The organism is Roseinatronobacter domitianus (genome assembly GCF_023336755.1).
Classification (GTDB): domain Bacteria; phylum Pseudomonadota; class Alphaproteobacteria; order Rhodobacterales; family Rhodobacteraceae; genus Roseinatronobacter; species Roseinatronobacter domitianus.
Genome location: NZ_JALZWP010000017.1, coordinates 1 through 15358 on the forward strand (window position 1 = coordinate 1; position 15358 = coordinate 15358).

19 protein-coding genes are annotated in these 15358 nt (G+C 60.6%); 9 read left to right on the top strand and 10 right to left on the bottom strand.

The window, feature by feature from the left end; genetic code table 11:
- Nucleotides 1–320 (top strand): hypothetical protein (locus M3N55_RS13825; RefSeq protein WP_249060064.1); only part of this gene is annotated, 320 nt, incomplete at its 5' end.
- Nucleotides 321–327: 7 nt separating this feature from the next.
- Here the strand turns inward: M3N55_RS13825 and ubiG are convergent.
- Nucleotides 328–1071: a bifunctional 2-polyprenyl-6-hydroxyphenol methylase/3-demethylubiquinol 3-O-methyltransferase UbiG gene (gene ubiG, locus M3N55_RS13830; RefSeq protein WP_249060065.1), complete on the bottom strand. Its 744-nt coding sequence runs from the start codon at nucleotides 1069–1071 to the stop codon at nucleotides 328–330.
- 65 nt (nucleotides 1072–1136) lie between these two features.
- On the opposite strand from ubiG, the gene pip reads away from it, so the two are divergent.
- Both pip and katG read left to right on the top strand, forming a co-directional pair.
- Nucleotides 1137–2117: a prolyl aminopeptidase gene (pip, locus tag M3N55_RS13835; RefSeq protein ID WP_249060069.1), complete on the top strand. Its 981-nt coding sequence runs from the start codon at nucleotides 1137–1139 to the stop codon at nucleotides 2115–2117.
- 101 nt (nucleotides 2118–2218) lie between these two features.
- The gene (gene katG, locus M3N55_RS13840) at nucleotides 2219–4384 is read left to right on the top strand and encodes a catalase/peroxidase HPI (RefSeq protein ID WP_249060071.1); all 2166 of its coding nucleotides are present in this window, start codon (nucleotides 2219–2221) and stop codon (nucleotides 4382–4384) included.
- A 52-nt stretch (nucleotides 4385–4436) separates the two neighbouring features.
- Here the strand turns inward: katG and M3N55_RS13845 are convergent, their stop codons facing one another.
- From M3N55_RS13845 to M3N55_RS13855, 3 genes are read right to left on the bottom strand one after another with little or no spacing between them, the layout of a single operon-like run.
- Complete coding sequence (locus tag M3N55_RS13845) at nucleotides 4437–5084, bottom strand: HAD family hydrolase (RefSeq protein ID WP_249060073.1); 648 nt, start codon at nucleotides 5082–5084, stop codon at nucleotides 4437–4439.
- The gene (rsmD, locus tag M3N55_RS13850) at nucleotides 5074–5646 is read right to left on the bottom strand and encodes a 16S rRNA (guanine(966)-N(2))-methyltransferase RsmD (RefSeq protein WP_249060075.1); all 573 of its coding nucleotides are present in this window, start codon (nucleotides 5644–5646) and stop codon (nucleotides 5074–5076) included. Before rsmD ends, M3N55_RS13845 begins: the two co-directional genes overlap by 11 nt.
- Nucleotides 5643–6845 carry an NAD(P)/FAD-dependent oxidoreductase gene (locus tag M3N55_RS13855; protein ID WP_249060076.1) on the bottom strand — a complete coding sequence of 401 codons (1203 nt, stop codon included), beginning with the start codon at nucleotides 6843–6845 and terminating at the stop codon, nucleotides 5643–5645. Before M3N55_RS13855 ends, rsmD begins: the two co-directional genes overlap by 4 nt.
- A gap of 80 nt (nucleotides 6846–6925) precedes the next feature.
- Between M3N55_RS13855 and M3N55_RS13860 the strand changes: the two genes are divergently transcribed.
- The 6 genes from M3N55_RS13860 to M3N55_RS13885 all read left to right on the top strand — a co-directional run bounded on the left by M3N55_RS13860 (nucleotide 6926) and on the right by M3N55_RS13885 (nucleotide 11095).
- Nucleotides 6926–7414, top strand: coding sequence for a peroxiredoxin (locus tag M3N55_RS13860; protein ID WP_249060078.1), 489 nt, complete (start codon nucleotides 6926–6928; stop codon nucleotides 7412–7414).
- Nucleotides 7414–8583 carry a GNAT family N-acetyltransferase gene (locus M3N55_RS13865; protein ID WP_249060080.1) on the top strand — a complete coding sequence of 390 codons (1170 nt, stop codon included), beginning with the start codon at nucleotides 7414–7416 and terminating at the stop codon, nucleotides 8581–8583. The genes M3N55_RS13860 and M3N55_RS13865 overlap by 1 nt, the downstream gene beginning before the upstream one ends.
- A 9-nt stretch (nucleotides 8584–8592) precedes the next feature.
- Nucleotides 8593–8880: a 4a-hydroxytetrahydrobiopterin dehydratase gene (locus M3N55_RS13870; protein WP_249060082.1), complete on the top strand. Its 288-nt coding sequence runs from the start codon at nucleotides 8593–8595 to the stop codon at nucleotides 8878–8880.
- A gap of 45 nt (nucleotides 8881–8925) precedes the next feature.
- On the top strand, nucleotides 8926–10008 hold the full coding sequence (locus M3N55_RS13875) for a THUMP domain-containing class I SAM-dependent RNA methyltransferase (protein ID WP_249060084.1): 1083 nt from the start codon (nucleotides 8926–8928) through the stop codon (nucleotides 10006–10008).
- Nucleotides 10009–10179: 171 nt separating this feature from the next.
- Nucleotides 10180–10503, top strand: coding sequence for a hypothetical protein (locus M3N55_RS13880; RefSeq protein ID WP_249060086.1), 324 nt, complete (start codon nucleotides 10180–10182; stop codon nucleotides 10501–10503).
- A gap of 121 nt (nucleotides 10504–10624) precedes the next feature.
- Nucleotides 10625–11095, top strand: a complete 471-nt coding sequence (locus M3N55_RS13885) for a Dps family protein (protein ID WP_249060087.1) — start codon at nucleotides 10625–10627, stop codon at nucleotides 11093–11095.
- 59 nt (nucleotides 11096–11154) lie between these two features.
- Here the strand turns inward: M3N55_RS13885 and M3N55_RS13890 are convergent, their stop codons facing one another.
- From M3N55_RS13890 to M3N55_RS13915, 6 genes are all read right to left on the bottom strand, one after another.
- On the bottom strand, nucleotides 11155–11394 hold the full coding sequence (locus M3N55_RS13890; RefSeq protein WP_249060088.1) for a DUF1289 domain-containing protein: 240 nt from the start codon (nucleotides 11392–11394) through the stop codon (nucleotides 11155–11157).
- Between the two features lie 28 nt (nucleotides 11395–11422).
- Complete coding sequence (gene hemP / locus M3N55_RS13895; protein ID WP_249060089.1) at nucleotides 11423–11584, bottom strand: hemin uptake protein HemP; 162 nt, start codon at nucleotides 11582–11584, stop codon at nucleotides 11423–11425.
- A 136-nt stretch (nucleotides 11585–11720) separates the two neighbouring features.
- On the bottom strand, nucleotides 11721–12737 hold the full coding sequence (locus tag M3N55_RS13900; protein WP_249060090.1) for a YeiH family protein: 1017 nt from the start codon (nucleotides 12735–12737) through the stop codon (nucleotides 11721–11723).
- A 64-nt stretch (nucleotides 12738–12801) separates the two neighbouring features.
- Nucleotides 12802–13983: a UxaA family hydrolase gene (locus M3N55_RS13905; RefSeq protein ID WP_249060091.1), complete on the bottom strand. Its 1182-nt coding sequence runs from the start codon at nucleotides 13981–13983 to the stop codon at nucleotides 12802–12804.
- A gap of 12 nt (nucleotides 13984–13995) precedes the next feature.
- Complete coding sequence (locus M3N55_RS13910) at nucleotides 13996–14292, bottom strand: UxaA family hydrolase (protein ID WP_249060092.1); 297 nt, start codon at nucleotides 14290–14292, stop codon at nucleotides 13996–13998.
- A gap of 27 nt (nucleotides 14293–14319) precedes the next feature.
- Complete coding sequence (locus M3N55_RS13915) at nucleotides 14320–15348, bottom strand: Ldh family oxidoreductase (RefSeq protein WP_249060093.1); 1029 nt, start codon at nucleotides 15346–15348, stop codon at nucleotides 14320–14322.
- Nucleotides 15349–15358 lie beyond the last annotated feature (10 nt).

A 15358-nucleotide genomic window follows, 5' to 3' on the forward strand; every position in this document is an offset into this window, starting at 1 on the left:
CGAAATGTCCGGGAATGGTTTGCCGCCCGCAACCATTTCGCCATAATGTTCGAGGATCGCTTCAATGCGTAACCGTATCTGAAACCCGCATGGGCCAGACCAGATACACAAAGTTCATGACACTCCCCGCCTTGGTAAACTTTCTGTTTATTCCTTACATCGCAGGTTCAATCCTTATCTGGATTGTATATCCCTACACGCTTTCACGGGCTGACTTTTTCCGAACCAGCCCGTTCTCTTACTGGTCGGGACGGTTGATTTCAGCGATCACAGGGCTTGGACTGGTTGCCTTCATCATAGTCATGATGCTTCCAGAATAACTTACGCTCAGTTGACCGGCTTCACCGACGCGGTAACGTAATTCACCGACAGGTCACGCTCTGACAGAGACCAGCTCCACCGTAGTTTGTCGAACACGAACCCGGTGCGGTCCACCGGGTCCAGCCCGGCGCGGCGGATCAGGTCGTATAGCTCATCCGGGGTGATGAATTTTGACCATTCATGCGTGCCCTTCGGCAGCCAGCGCATGACATATTCCGCCCCGATAATCGCCATCAGGTAGCTTTTCGGGTTGCGGTTGAGAGTGGAGCAGATCATCAACCCGCCCGGCTTCAGAAGATGCTGGCAGGCGGTCAGATAGGCCAGTGGGTCGGCGACATGCTCGACCACTTCCATGTTCAGCACCACGTCGAATTGTTCGCCCGCTGCCGCCATATCTTCGGCGGTGGTGTGGCGGTAGTCGATCTGCAAGCCTTCCTGCTCGGCATGAATTTGCGCGACCGGGATGTTGCGGGGTGCCGCATCTGCGCCCACCACCTCGGCCCCAAGCCGCGCCATGGGTTCCGACAGCAACCCGCCCCCGCAGCCAATATCCAGCAAGCGCAACCCCTTGAACGGCGCAGGCGCGGTCAGGTCGCGGTCGAATTCGGCGGCAATCTGCCGCGTGATGTAGTCCAAACGGCAAGGGTTGAGCATGTGCAGCGGCTTGAACTTGCCGTTCGGGTTCCACCATTCGGCGGCCATCGCCTCGAATTTCGCCACTTCTGCCGGGTCAATCGTGGTTGTGGTCATGGTCTCCTCGGTTTTTCCAATCTGCCCCATGGCGGGCACGCGTTGTGATCTATATAGTCCGCAGCATGGACAAACCAATCGGACACGATAACGCACATAAAGGGCTTTACCCTTACATCGAACCCTACGACCAGAGGTTGCTGGACGTGGGCGATGGTCATCGGGTGTATGTCGAACAATGCGGCAATCCCGACGGAATGCCGGTTGTGGTGCTGCATGGCGGCCCTGGTGGCGGGTGCAGCCCGACCATGCGGCGCTTTTTCGACCCGGCACATTACCGCGTTATCCTGTTCGATCAGCGCGGCTGCGGGCGGTCCAAGCCTTCTGCCTCGACCCATGAAAACACCACCGCGCATCTGCTGGCGGATATAGAGCTGATCCGCAACACGCTGGAGATTTCGCGCTGGGTTGTGTTCGGCGGGTCTTGGGGGGCAACGCTCGCGCTTGCTTATACGCAAGCCCAGCCGCAAGCGGTGGCGCATGTGGTGTTGCGCGGTGTGTTCATGGGAACGCGCGCCGAACTGGACTGGTTTTATGGTGGCGGTGCAGCGCGGTTTTTCCCCGAACTCTGGGCGCAATTCACACGGGCCATACCTGAAGACGAGCACGGCGACCTGATCGCGGCCTATTCCAAACGTCTGTTCAGTGGCGACATCCATGAGGAGAATCGGTTCGCCCGCGCATGGACGCGGTGGGAAAACGCGCTGGCCTCGATTGAAACGCGCGGCTTGCTAGGGGCCGACGCCCCAAGCGACTACGCCCGCGCCTTTGCCCGGTTGGAAAACCACTATTTCTCGAACGGATGTTTCCTGGGCGAGGATGGCGCGCTGATGAACGGGCTTTGGAAAATGACCAACGTGCCCGGCACCATCGTGCAGGGCAGGTATGACATGATCTGTCCACCCACCACGGCATGGGAGCTGCACCGCAATTGGGGCCGCTCGCGCCTTGAAATGGTGGGTTTATCAGGCCATGCGCTGTCTGAACCCGCCATCGCCCGCGAATTGGTGCGGGTGATGAACCAGATGCGCCACGTCGAAATGTGAAGCTACATAAGTTTATCTTATGGAACGCATCAGAATAAAGAACTATTCCTGATTGAGCTTGCATGTTAGACCCATTCCAGATGTAATTCTTGGAGGGAAACATGGACGGATCCGACAACGCAGGCAAATGCCCGGTTATGCATGGCGCAATGACCACCACCGGCACTCAGGTGATGGATTGGTGGCCAAAGGCGCTGAACCTGGACATCCTGCACCAGCATGACACCAAAACCAACCCCTTGGGCGATTTCAACTATCGTGAAGCCGTCAAGGAACTGGACTATGACGCGCTGAAAGCCGACATGAAGGCGCTGTTGAAAGACAGTCAGGACTGGTGGCCAGCAGACTGGGGCCACTATGGCGGTCTGATGATTCGTCTGGCATGGCACGCCGCAGGCAGCTACCGTGTGGCCGATGGCCGTGGCGGCGCAGGCACCGGGAATATCCGGTTTGCCCCGCTCAATAGCTGGCCGGACAACACCAACCTGGACAAAGCACGACGCCTGCTGTGGCCGCTGAAAAAGAAATACGGCAACAAGATCAGTTGGGCCGACCTGATTATCCTGTCGGGCACTGTCGCCTATGAGGATATGGGCCTGAAAACCTTCGGCTTCTCGCTTGGCCGTAAAGATATCTGGGGCCCGGAGAAGGATGTCTACTGGGGCTCCGAAAAGGAATGGCTGGCACCGTCGGATGAACGGTATGAGAATGTCGACGACGCCTCGACCATGGAAAACCCGCTGGCCGCCGTGCAGATGGGCCTGATCTACGTCAACCCCGAAGGCGTGAACGGCCAGCCCGACCCGCTGAAAACCGCAGGTCAGGTGCGCGAAACCTTTGCCCGCATGGCCATGAATGACGAGGAAACCGTCGCGCTGACCGCAGGTGGCCACACCGTCGGCAAATGCCACGGCAATGGCCGCGCCGAAAACCTTGGGCCGGCGCCCGAAGGTGCGGCGCTGGAAGAAGGCGGCCTTGGCTGGCTGAACCACAAGTCGCGTGGTGTTGGCCGCGATGCCGTGACCTCTGGCATCGAAGGCGCGTGGACCACCCACCCCACCAAATGGGATATGGGCTATTTCAAGCTGCTGTTCGGGTATGAGTGGGAATTGAAGAAATCCCCCGCAGGCGCTTGGCAGTGGGAACCCATCGACATTGCCGAAGAAGACAAGCCGGTTGATGTCGAAGACCCATCCATCCGCTACAACCCAATCATGACCGATGCCGACATGGCCATGAAAATGGACCCGGCCTACCGCGCCATCTGCGAAAAATTCATGGCCGACCCGGCATCGTTTGACGATGCTTTTGCTCGCGCATGGTTCAAACTGACCCACCGCGACATGGGCCCGCAGGAACGCTATATCGGCAAGGAAGCCCCGACAGAGGTGCTGGTCTGGCAAGACCCGGTTCCGGCTGGCAACAAAGGCTACGATGTGGCCGCCGTGAAAGCGAAGATCGCAGCAAGCGGTCTGTCGGTCGGCGACATGGTCGCGACCGCATGGGACAGCGCTCGCACCTTCCGCCAGTCGGATTATCGCGGCGGTGCCAACGGTGCGCGCATCCGTCTGGCTCCGCAGAAGGACTGGGAGGGCAACGAGCCTGAGCGTCTGGGCCGCGTGTTGGCCGTTCTGGAACCGATTGCAGCTGAAACCGGTGCATCTGTGGCCGATGTCATCGTGCTGGCGGGCAATGTCGGCGTGGAACAGGCCGCGAAAGCTGCCGGGTTCGACATTGACGTGCCCTTTGCTCCGGGCCGTGGCGATGCTTTGGCCGAGATGACCGATGCCGACAGCTTCAAGTGGCTGGAACCCGTTGCAGATGGTTTCCGCAACTGGATGAAGAAGGACTATGTCGTGTCTGCCGAGGAAATGATGCTGGACCGCGCGCAACTCATGGGCCTGACGGCGCATGAAATGACCTGCCTGCTGGGTGGTCTGCGCGTGATGGGCACCAACCACGGCGGCACGGCGCATGGCGTCTTTACCGACCGCGTCGGCGCGTTGACGACTGATTTCTTCGTCAACCTGACCGATATGGGTTGGAAATGGGAACCCAAGGGCCGCAACTCCTACGAATTGCAGGACCGTGCCACGGGCAAGGCGAAATTCACCGCCACCCGTGCGGACCTTGTCTTCGGCTCCAGTTCCATCCTGCGCGCCTATGCAGAGGTCTATGCCCAGGACGACAATGCCGAGAAATTCGTGCAGGATTTCGTCGCAGCTTGGGTCAAGGTGATGAACGCGGATCGCTTCGATCTGGCCTGATCGCTTGCATCAACCAACAAAAAAGGGGCGCCGCGTGCGCCCCTTTTTCATGTTACAAGCCCAACAAATCCGGCAGATCATCCATCGACCGGAATACATGCGCGCCCTCTGTCGCCAGTTTTGCACCATCACCTTCAGGCGCATACCCAAAACAGCGCATCCCCGCCGCTTTTGCCGCGCGCGCGCCGGTTTGGCTGTCCTCGATCACAACGCAATGCGCTTGTTCTACGCCCAAACTCCGCGCCGCATACAGGAAAAGGTCCGGCGCAGGTTTCGGCACACCCACATGCTCGACAGAGAAGATGCGCCCTTGCAACCGCGCCCATGTGTTTGGGTGCTGGCCCAGCGTCACCTGCATTTTGGCAACGCGCCCGTTGGACGCCACGCAATAGCCGATGCCCGCCGCATCCAACCGGTCCAACAGGGGAACAACACCGGGCATCAGATCGGTCTTTGCGGCCAATCGCTCATATAAGCGCGCATAAAAGGCATCGACCCACCCCTCTGGCAGATTGGCCCCCATACCGCGCGCTTTTTGCGCGACACCTGAAAGTGTGCCGCCGATGAACTGATCGATCACCTCTGCCAAGGTCAGATCCAGACCACGCAGCGCAAGCTCATCTCGCAGGAAACTCAGCGTCACGGGTTCGCTGTCGACCAGCACGCCGTCACAGTCGAAAATTACAAGTTCAGGCGTCATTCGGGTTATATTCCATCATGGTCACATACGTGTCGCCGTAGCGGCGTTGGTCGATCAGGGTGAAGCCTTCGGGCGCGGCTTGCGGCAGGCTTTCCTCCCAGACCACACGCGCGCCGGGCTTCAGCCAGCCGCCTGCACGTGCCGAGGTCAGCGCCGTCGCGCCGAAGCCCTTACCATAAGGCGGGTCCAAGAAGACCAGATCGAACCCCGCGCCGTGGTTCGCGCCCAAGGTGGTTGCATCGCGGCGAAACACCTTGGTGCGCCCCATAGCGCGCATTTTCTCGATATTTTCACGCAACAGCGCGCGGGCGCTCGCGCCATCGTCGATGAAACAGGCAAAGGACGCACCGCGCGACAGGGCTTCCAGCCCCAAAGCGCCAGTGCCCGCGAACAGGTCCAGCACGCGAATGCCGTCCATCGGGATCGCGTTTGCGCCGTTTATCAGCAAGTTGAACATGGATTCGCGCACGCGGTCAGAGGTCGGGCGCAAATGCGCCGCCGCGTCCCCCGCGCCAACATCAGCCAATTTCAGGCCCCGGAACGTGCCGCCAACGATTCTCATGCGCGCAACAGTGCTTTAAGGTCGGTCGCCGGGTCGGCCAGGGCGTTTGCGTCCGGTGTCATCCCTTGCTCAATCATCCGTTTGCCAACCATATAGGCGCGCGGGTCGCCCAGCGCATCGACTGAGATCAGCGCATCCCCTTTGAAATACCAATGGCTGCGCGCCTGCGCCTGCCGCACCACCACGCGATCATAGCCCATATTCAACCCAGCGATTTGCAGTTTCATGTCGTATTGATCCGACCAGAACCACGGCATCGGCACATAATCGCAGCACGCGCCCAACATGTTGTCAGCCACGCATTCAGCTTGGTCGATGGCGTTCTGCACGCTTTCCAGCCGCAACCGCCCGCCCTGCCACGGGAAGGATGCGCAATCGCCCGCTGCCCAGATGGCCGGATCGCTGCTGCGGCCCTGCGCGTCGGTGGCAATGCCGTTGTCCAGCGTCAGGCCCGCTGCTTCGGCAAGGTCTGTCGCGGGCGCAATGCCGATGCCCACAATCACGAAATCGGCGGGCAATTGGCTGTCATCCGCAAGCGTCACGCCAGTCACGCGGTCAGTTCCGTCGATCTGGGCCAAAGCGGTTTCCGTCAGAATACGCACGCCATGGGCTGCATGCAGCGTATGAATGGCCTCTGCGGTTTCCGGCGCAGCCACGCGCGCCAATATGCGCGGGGCCATTTCCAGAACCGTCACATCCAGCCCGCGTTTGGCGGCGACCGCCGCCGCTTCCAACCCGATATAGCCACCGCCCACGATAACCACGCGCGCGCCGGGGCGGAAGTCCTCTGCCATAGCATCGACATCGGCTAAACCACGCACGGTATGGACGCCGGGCAAATCTCCGCCAATGCTGGCAGGCAGGCGACGCGGCGCAGAGCCGGTGGTCAGCGCCAGCGCGTCGTAGGGCAGCGTTTCACCCTCCAGGACAACCGTTTTCGCTGCACGATCTATGGCGCGCACCCGTGCATCCATCCGCAAGTCAATACCTTGATCGGCGTAGAAGCTTTCTGGCCGCAGGAACAGCCGTTCCAGCGCCATGTCGCCCAGCAGGTAACCTTTGGACAAAGGCGGGCGCTGATAGGGCGGCACGGGTTCTTCGCCCAGCAGGGTGATGGCCCCGTCAAAGCCCTTCGCCCGAAGCCGCGCAACAAGCGACGCGCCGGCCTGCCCCGCCCCCACGACGACGATATTCTTCATTCTGCCCCCACTGGCCATGTTGTCCATGCATCCTATATGCCGGGTCAGACGAAAGACAACAAACCGAAAGGGACAGGACCATGACAATCACCACCGGGGACACGCTGCCAGAGGCCAGCTTTTCGCGCATCGGCGCAGAGGGGCCGGAACAGGTCGCTCTGTCTGACCTGACCAAAGGGCGCAAAGTCGTGATCTTTGCCGTTCCGGGGGCGTTTACCCCGACCTGTCATTCTGCCCATGTGCCCAGCTTTATCCGCACCAAGGATGATCTGGCGGCCAAGGGTGTCGAAGAGATCATCTGCCTGTCCGTCAACGATCCTTTCGTGATGAAAGCATGGGGTGAGGCAACCGGCGCCACCGATGCGGGCCTGACCTTGCTGTCAGATGGAACCGGCGCGTTTACCGCCGAAATCGGCATGAATTTCGACGCGCCGCCCGTTGGCCTGATGGGCCGTTCAAAGCGGTATGCGATGCTGGTCGAAGATGGCGTGGTCAAGCTATTGCACGCAGAAGAAAGCCCCGGCACCTGCGAAATTTCGGGTGGCGAGGCCTTGCTGGCGGCACTGTAATGGCGGATGGCGGGGCGCTTTCTGTCACGCTGGTTGCGTCACTGGACGACGTGACGGCGCAGGATTGGGATGCCTGCGCCTGCCCGGAAAGCGCGACAGGCCGCCCCGCCGACCCCTTCACCACCTACCGCTTTCTTCATGCGCTGGAAGCGTCCGGGTCCGTCGGCACCGGCACGGGGTGGGAGCCGCGTTACATAACGGTAGAGCAGGACGGCACGCTGATCGCGGTCGCCCCGCATTATGTGAAATCGCATTCTCAGGGCGAATACATCTTCGACCATGCCTTTGCCCAAGCCTATACACGCGCGGGCGGGCAGTATTATCCAAAGCTGCAAAGCGCCGTGCCCTTCACCCCCGCAACCGGCCGGCGCTTCCTGTGCAAACCGGGGTTCGAGGAGGCGGGCACCGCCGCCATTCTGCAAGCCATGGCGCAGGTCGCGCGCGACAACAGGCTATCTTCTGCGCATGTCACCTTTTGCACTGCCGAGGAAGCCGCGCGTGGCACAGAGCATGGGTTCCTGCACCGGGTGACGGAACAGTTCCACTGGGAGAATCCCGGTTATGCCAGCTTTGACGACTTTCTGGCGGCGCTGTCCTCGCGCAAGCGCAAGACCATCCGCAAGGAACGCGCCACCGCGCAAGATTTTGGCGGCGTGATTCGCGCCTATACCGGCGATGATCTGCAACCCGAGCATTGGGATGCGTTCTGGGAGTTCTATCAGGACACTGGCGCGCGCAAATGGGGCACGCCTTACCTGACGCGGGCGTTTTTTGACATCGTGCAAGACACCATGCGCAATGATGTGCTTTTGGTGCTGGCGGAACGCGATGGCGAACCGATCGCGGGCGCGCTGAATTTCATTGGCCGCGATTGCCTGTATGGCCGCTACTGGGGCTGCTCGGAGGATCATTCCTGCCTGCATTTCGAACTGTGTTACTATCAGGCGATGGATTTCGCCATTGAACACGGGCTGGGGCGGGTTGAAGCGGGCGCGCAAGGCACGCACAAACTGGCGCGCGGCTATATGCCGAGTGAAATCCACTCGCTGCACCATTTCCCTGAACCGGGATTTCATCAAGCCGTCGCAGGCTACCTGCGCGAAGAGCGTGCGGCGATTGATTACGAAATGATGGCGCTCGCAAATTACGCGCCGTTCCGCAAAAGCTAAGAGGACACTATGGCTGACAAACTGACTGACCGCACCGCACTTGATCCGCTGCTGGCCAATGGCTGGGCGCTGGCCGATGGGCGCGATGCGCTGGAAAAAACCTATACCTTTGCCAATTTCATAGACGCCTTTGGCTGGATGACCCGCGCAGCCATTGTCGCGGAAAAAATGAACCATCACCCCGAATGGTTCAACGTGTATAAAACCGTCAAGGTTACGCTGACCACGCATGATGTGGACGGCCTGAGCGATCTGGATATCAAGCTGGCGCAGGCGATGGATAAGCTGGCGGGGTAACATCCCCCCTCGCCAAGCGCCACGTTTCACCGTATCGCAGGCGGCATGGATGATTACACGATTTTCATGGCCTGCCTGCCGGGGTTTGAGCCGCTCTTGCTGGCAGAGACGCAAGAGCTTGGCTTTGACACAAGCGCCCTGCCCGGCGGGGTGGAATTTACAGGCGGCATGGCAGAGATCGCCCGCGCCAACCGCGAAAGCCGCTTGGCAAGCCGCGTGCTGGTGCGCATTGGCGAATTTCGCGCGCTGCATCTGGCGCAACTGGACAAGCGGTTGCGCAAGCTGCCTTGGTCCGATTGGCTGCGCGCCGATGTGCCGGTGCGGGTGGAGGCAAGCTGCACCCGGTCGCGCATTTACCACCAGAAAGCGGCAGCGCAACGGGTGGAACGCGCGATAACGGATATTGTCGGCGCCCCGCTTGCGACAGATGGCCTGCGGATGATGCTGCGCATCGACGATGATCTGGCGACGATCTCTATGGATACCTCGGGCGAGGGGCTGCACAAACGCGGCTTCAAGCAGTTCACCGGCAAGGCCCCCTTGCGCGAAACCATGGCTGCCGGGTTCATGAGACAGATGGGCTATGACGGCAGCCAGCCAGTGCTGGACCCGATGTGCGGATCAGGCACATTCCTGCTGGAAGCCGCCGAGATTGCCGCCGGTCTGGCACCGGGGCGCGGGCGTGATTTCGCGTTCGAACAGTTCGCAGGTGCGGCCAAGCTGCATCCCGTCCCGCCGGTATCGCGCACGCCCGAGCTACGCTATTTCGGCTATGACCGCGACCAAGGCGCAATCCACGGCGCGCGCGCCAATGCCGAGCGAGCCGGGCTGGGGGATTGGTGCCAGTTCACCTGCCAGCCCATCAGCGCGCTGACCCGGCCTGATATGACGCCGGGGCTGGTCATGGTGAACCCACCTTATGGCGGTCGGATCGGCAATATCGGGCAGCTTTACGGACTGTATGCCAGCTTGGGCAAAGTGTTGGCCGAACAATTCCAAGGCTGGCGCGTCGGGCTTGTGACAACCGAAACCAAGCTGGCCCATGCCACGGGGCTAAAGCTGGAAGCAGGCCCGGTCATCCCGCATGGCGGGTTAAAGGTCCGGTTATTCCAATCCGCGCCGCTGTAGATTGATGCGATTGCACTGGCCAAACGCCATATTTCAGAGTATAATGCTCGGGAATATGGTGGTCCCATGCAAACACATCGCAAATTCGACATAAGCCCACAACCAAATCACAGCGATGCCGCGTTGGCCTTGCTTCGGGTTTTAATGCGCACTTGTCGCGCCAAGGCCCATATGCCAGTCTTCGAAGCGTGCGCGCTACTGCACCACAGCCCCGGACAGTCAGCCCAAGTTTACGCCGATGCGCTGTTGAGGTCACTGGTTCAAGCCTTGCCCAAACCGCCGGTGATCCATGCGGTCGCGGCTCCAGAGCGGTCCTTCGATGAGAACTGGCTGCTGGCGCTTCTGGCCGCGATCTCTCGCGAAGACCACATAAGCGCGACATTCCTGCTGCGCGCGCGCTTGCCGTTGCATTATCGCCGGTCGGTAGGCTGGCTTGCCGCCCAACTTGCCGCGCGTCTGGACGAAGGTGAGACCAACAGTTTCTCTCGGATTTAGAATATTTCTAAAAACTTCTTGAACGCTCCAGGGCCTTCGCATATCTAAGGGATAGCGGGCCGCCAGCTATGCGCCAGCCAGTCCCGCGCCCCAATCCAATCATATGACAGGAGGGTTGCGCATGACCCAGACCGCCGCTCAATTAACCACGTCCGCCCAAGAAGCCATTTGCGACGCACTGACGCAAAGCGTTTCAGAAACCGCCATCACGACCATGCTGGCGCAGAATTTTCACTGGAATGTCAAAGGCATGGCCTTTGGGCCGCTGCATGATCTGTTCCAGAAGATCTACGAAGATCACTTCACCGCACAGGATGACTTGGCCGAACGCGTCAAGATGCTGGGTGGCCATGCCGAAGGGCGCCTGTCGGAAATGCTGAAGCGCTCCAAGGTGGCCGAGCATGACGGCCATGCGACCGCAGAGGACATGGTGGCCCTGCTTGCCAAGGCAGAAGAAACGCTTGCAGCAACATTGGCGGGCACCGCGACCATCGCCGAAGAACACGGCGACCTGCTGACGCAGGATCTGGCCATTTCGCGTGGGCAAGTGCATGAGAAATTCGCGTGGCTGCTGCGCGCCCATCTGGGCTAGATCGTGTCGCGCCAAAGTGGAAACCGGATCTGTGCAAACAGATAAGCGACGGCTCCGGTTCAGATCGGCGCTTTGACGCCCTTCTTATCGCAGCGTTTGCGGTAGGCCACCGGCCAGTGCGTATATTTCCCCAGATCGCTTTGCTGATGCACCAACATGTCCAGAAAGGCGTGTTGGTGTTTTTCTTTTTTCAATGTCTTGAACAGTGATTTCTGGCTTTTGGTCATCGAACAGCCAATGCAGTGACCTTCGCGCTTGAACTTGCATACATTGATGCAGGGGGATGGGAGCTTGCTCATCTTTGTTCCGGGCTTGTGATGGCTGGGGTTATTTGGTCAGGATCAGCTTGCGGCCACGGGTAATGCGCAGAGTATAGACCTGCCCATCCAGCACGATCTGTGCCGTGCTGCCTTGGGCAGTCAGGGCTTCGGCCTGATGCACCGGCAAAGGCGCACCCCCCTGCACTACGGTTTTTTCGTCTTTCACCATACCGCACCAAGGGCGGCAGAGCAGTGCGGCTGGCGTGTCATGGCGGCCCGGCTTGCTGATCAGAATGTGACGCCGGGCTGACAAAGGTTGGCTAGGCTGAAACCTTTTCTGACAAGTTCTGTCGGAATAGTCAAGCCTAGCCCTGAATCGGATGGAAGGCCAGTAGCAGCCCCATGGCCAGTGCCAACAAAACCAGCGTTTCGATAACCACAATCGCCATATGCCCCGGACCAACCGCCGCCAGTGCTTTCAGCGAAGTCTTGACACCCAGTGCCGCAATGGCCGTCACAAGACAAATGCGCGACAGCGTGTTGACCTGATCGACCAAGGCTGCCGGCAAATCCACGACGCTACCCAAAGCGACCAGCGCCAAGAACAGCACCATGAACCACGGCAATAGCGCTACGCGCCCGCTGCCCTGCCCAGCACCGCTGGCGCGCAGCACCAAGCCGACTATAATCAAGACAACAGGCAGCATGGCCACGCGGAACAGCTTGGTGATGGTCGCAGTCTCGCCCGCCGTATCAGACACGGTGAACCCCGCGCCAACCACTTGCGCCACGTCATGGATGGTAGCCCCGATCAGGAAGCCCTGTTCCACGTCCGAGAAGCCCAGCGCGCCGAACAGCAGCGGATAGATCACCATGGCGATTGTCGAAAGTGCAGTCACGGCCATGACGGTAAACAGCGTGTTGCGCTCGGTCTTGTCGTTATGCGGAATAACGGCGGCGATGGCCAAAGCGGCAGAGGCTCCGCAAATTGCGACCGCCCCGCCCGTCAGCAATGCAAAACGCCATTGGCGCTTGAACAGGGGCGCGGCGATAAACCCCGTGGCAATCGTCGCCGCAATCAGCCCGACCAGCAGCGCCGCGCCCGAGATACCGATCTGCGCCAAGTCCTCGACCGCGATGCGAATGCCCAGCAGTCCTACACCCAGCCGCAGCACGACTTTCGCGGCAAAATCGACCCCCGCGCCGCATGGACCTTCGGTATGCATGAAGTTGAAAGCCATACCCAGCAGCAGCGCGAACAGCATGACCGGCGCGCCGTAATGCGCACCCAGAAAGCTGGCGGCGGCGGCGATGGTCGCACTTAGCATCAGCCCCGGCAGAAGCGGCTTCGCGCGGGCGGTCAGGTCGGTCAGTTTGGGCATGATGGTATTCCGCATGAAAAAGGGGCGCACGAAACTGCGCGCCCCCGTTTGGCTATTGCCGCGATCAGGCCGAGCGGTAAAGCTTGGTCATCGAGAATTCGCGGTGGCCAAGTGCTTCGGCGCAGGTCAGACGACCGTTTGCCGTGCGCTTTATCATCTCGATCAGGCTGTCGCCCGCCTGGTCAATGGTCATGTCGCGGCGCAATACGCCGGTCACGTCCACGTCGATATGTTCGGACATGGTGCGCAGCGTGCGCGGGTTGCCCGAAATCTTGATGACCGGCACAATCGGGTTGCCGACCACGTTGCCTTGCCCGGTGGGGAAGGTGTGGATGACATAGCCCGCTGCCGCCATCAGCGTCACGCATTCCGCCGCCGCCGAGGACGTGTCCATGAAATACAGCCCGTTGCCCTTGGCCGGCGCTTCTGCCGGTTCCAGCACGTCGATATAGGTGCTGGTGCGACCGATCTTTTCCAGATTGCCCAGCGCCTTTTCCTCGATGGTCGATAGACCACCCAGAATATTGCCCTTGGTCGGCTGGCTGTCGGACAGATCAGAGGTTTTGAACTGTTCGATCACGTCATCGGTATAGGCCTGCCAGGTTTTCATGAACTTGGCCGCCGCTTCCGGGTTCGCCGCGCGCTTCTCGCAGATATGTTCAGCGCCGGTGATTTCGGACGTTTCGCCGAACACGCCATACAGGCCATGCGGCAGCAGCTTGTCATACATGTTACCCACGGTCGGGCAGGACGAGAGGCCGGTGGTCGTGTCAGATTCGCCGCATTTGGTCGAGACCCACAGGTCCGTGACCGGGCAATCCTCTTTCTGCAACTCGGTCGCCCATTGCACGTATTCCTTGGCCTTCCAGCTTGCCCGGCGGATGGTCTCGAAATCGCCGTTCTGTTCGATCCAGAAGCCTTCGACGGGCTTGCCGGTTGCGGCAATGCCATCGACGATGATCTTGGTCCATTCCGGTTCAATCCCGATCACGACCACAGCGGCCACGTTGGGGTTTGCCCCGGTGCCGATGATGGTGCGGAAATGCAGGTCCAGATCCTCGCCGAACTGCAAACGCCCATAGGCATGCGGAATGGCCATGGTGCCTTTGACGTTATTCGCCACAGCCTCGCAGGCCGCGTTGGAAATGTCATCCACCGGCAGGATCAGAACGTGGTTGCGCACGCCGACGCGGCCGTTTTCGCGGCGCCATGCCTTGACCGTATCTTGTGAAAAATCGAATGCCATGATCGGTCCCCCTTACCAGCGCTTGGTTTTCATATTGTGGGTGTGGACATGGCCGCCGACCTCGGCGCCGCCCACCATACGGCCAATATCTTCGCCATATTTGATGACGGTATCGCCCTCTGCCATATCCTTCAGCGCGACCTTGTGACCGATGGGAATATCGGACTTGGCGGTCAGGCGGAAATCAGAGTTGTCTTCGGTGCAGACACACAGCATGTCGGTGCCTGCGGTCAGCCCCTCGACCACGACAACGCCGACATTGTCGACCTTGTCATGGACAAGAAGTTGGGGGTGGGTGTTTGCGGTCATGTCCTCTCTCCCTTTTAGATGAGGTTGTCAGCCACGGGCCAGACCCGTGAGCGTGTCGTAAAGCTGTTGTGCAATTTCGATCTGGGCCGCCCGCCCCGCGCGCTCGGCCATGCGCCGCGCGCCCGGCAGGCGCGCGCCATCCTGCGCCTCAACCGCTGCGAACATGGCCTCTGCCCGATCGGTGAAACCGGGGGCAAATCGCGCCGGGTCCAGCACCAGCATGAAATGCGCAAGGTTCGGGGCCGGGCCTTTGTCATCGAACAGTGAACTGGCCTGATAGGCAAAATTCGCCCCTGCAAGCCCGGCGGTCAGCAACTCGACCATCAGCGCCAAAGCGGCTCCCTTGGCCCCACCCGACGGCACCATCGTGCCCGCCATCGCGGCATCGGCATTGGTCGTCGGGTTGCCATCTACATCCAGCGCCCAACCTTCGGGGATGGGATCGCCCGACTTTTGCGCCAGCATCACCTTGCCGCGCGCGACATGGGACAGCGACAGATCAATCAGCAGCGGGTCGCCCTGCGCGCGGGGCGCGGCAAAGGCTATCGGGTTGGTGCCGTAAAGCGGTTTGTTCCCACCCCAAGGCGCCATCGCGGCAGGGGCGTTGGCGAAGGCCAGCGCAATCAGCCCTTCGCGCGCGAAAGGTTCCACCGCTTGCCCCGCCACGCCGAAATGGTGCGAGCGGGTCACGCTGACAACAGCCACGCCCAACTCGCGCACCACGGCGCGGGCAGCGGTTGCGGCGGCATCAATCGCCGCAAATGCCAAGCCCAGCCCGGCATCCACGCGGATAACTGCACCGTCACGGGTAACGGTCGGGGCCGCATCTGCCACGACCTTGCCCGCCTTCATCTGTGCCGCGTAAAACGGCGCGCGCGCCAGACCATGCGAAGGCAAGCCTTCCCGCTCTGCCATGACCAGCGCGCGGGCTGCGGGTTGCGCAACACTCGCTGGCATACCCGCTTTTCCGAACAGATCGACCACAAGGCGCTCGGCCTCTGCAATGCTGATCGTGACTTTCGACATGGGGCTACGTTCCGATTCTGGTGCCGTCATTCTTTGGCTT

Bases quoted from the DNA above. Each gene is read 5' to 3' on its own strand.
- ubiG (WP_249060065.1), bottom strand. From the start codon at position 1,071: ATGACCACAACCACGATTGACCCGGCAGAAGTGGCGAAATTCGAGGCG.
- pip (WP_249060069.1), top strand. From the start codon at position 1,137: ATGGACAAACCAATCGGACACGATAACGCACATAAAGGGCTTTACCCT.
- katG (WP_249060071.1), top strand. From the start codon at position 2,219: ATGGACGGATCCGACAACGCAGGCAAATGCCCGGTTATGCATGGCGCA.
- M3N55_RS13845 (WP_249060073.1), bottom strand. From the start codon at position 5,084: ATGACGCCTGAACTTGTAATTTTCGACTGTGACGGCGTGCTGGTCGAC.
- rsmD (WP_249060075.1), bottom strand. From the start codon at position 5,646: ATGAGAATCGTTGGCGGCACGTTCCGGGGCCTGAAATTGGCTGATGTT.
- M3N55_RS13855 (WP_249060076.1), bottom strand. From the start codon at position 6,845: ATGAAGAATATCGTCGTCGTGGGGGCGGGGCAGGCCGGCGCGTCGCTT.
- M3N55_RS13860 (WP_249060078.1), top strand. From the start codon at position 6,926: ATGACAATCACCACCGGGGACACGCTGCCAGAGGCCAGCTTTTCGCGC.
- M3N55_RS13865 (WP_249060080.1), top strand. From the start codon at position 7,414: ATGGCGGATGGCGGGGCGCTTTCTGTCACGCTGGTTGCGTCACTGGAC.
- M3N55_RS13870 (WP_249060082.1), top strand. From the start codon at position 8,593: ATGGCTGACAAACTGACTGACCGCACCGCACTTGATCCGCTGCTGGCC.
- M3N55_RS13875 (WP_249060084.1), top strand. From the start codon at position 8,926: ATGGATGATTACACGATTTTCATGGCCTGCCTGCCGGGGTTTGAGCCG.
- M3N55_RS13880 (WP_249060086.1), top strand. From the start codon at position 10,180: ATGCCAGTCTTCGAAGCGTGCGCGCTACTGCACCACAGCCCCGGACAG.
- M3N55_RS13885 (WP_249060087.1), top strand. From the start codon at position 10,625: ATGACCCAGACCGCCGCTCAATTAACCACGTCCGCCCAAGAAGCCATT.
- M3N55_RS13890 (WP_249060088.1), bottom strand. From the start codon at position 11,394: ATGAGCAAGCTCCCATCCCCCTGCATCAATGTATGCAAGTTCAAGCGC.
- hemP (WP_249060089.1), bottom strand. From the start codon at position 11,584: ATGGTGAAAGACGAAAAAACCGTAGTGCAGGGGGGTGCGCCTTTGCCG.
- M3N55_RS13900 (WP_249060090.1), bottom strand. From the start codon at position 12,737: ATGCCCAAACTGACCGACCTGACCGCCCGCGCGAAGCCGCTTCTGCCG.
- M3N55_RS13905 (WP_249060091.1), bottom strand. From the start codon at position 13,983: ATGGCATTCGATTTTTCACAAGATACGGTCAAGGCATGGCGCCGCGAA.
- M3N55_RS13910 (WP_249060092.1), bottom strand. From the start codon at position 14,292: ATGACCGCAAACACCCACCCCCAACTTCTTGTCCATGACAAGGTCGAC.
- M3N55_RS13915 (WP_249060093.1), bottom strand. From the start codon at position 15,348: ATGACGGCACCAGAATCGGAACGTAGCCCCATGTCGAAAGTCACGATC.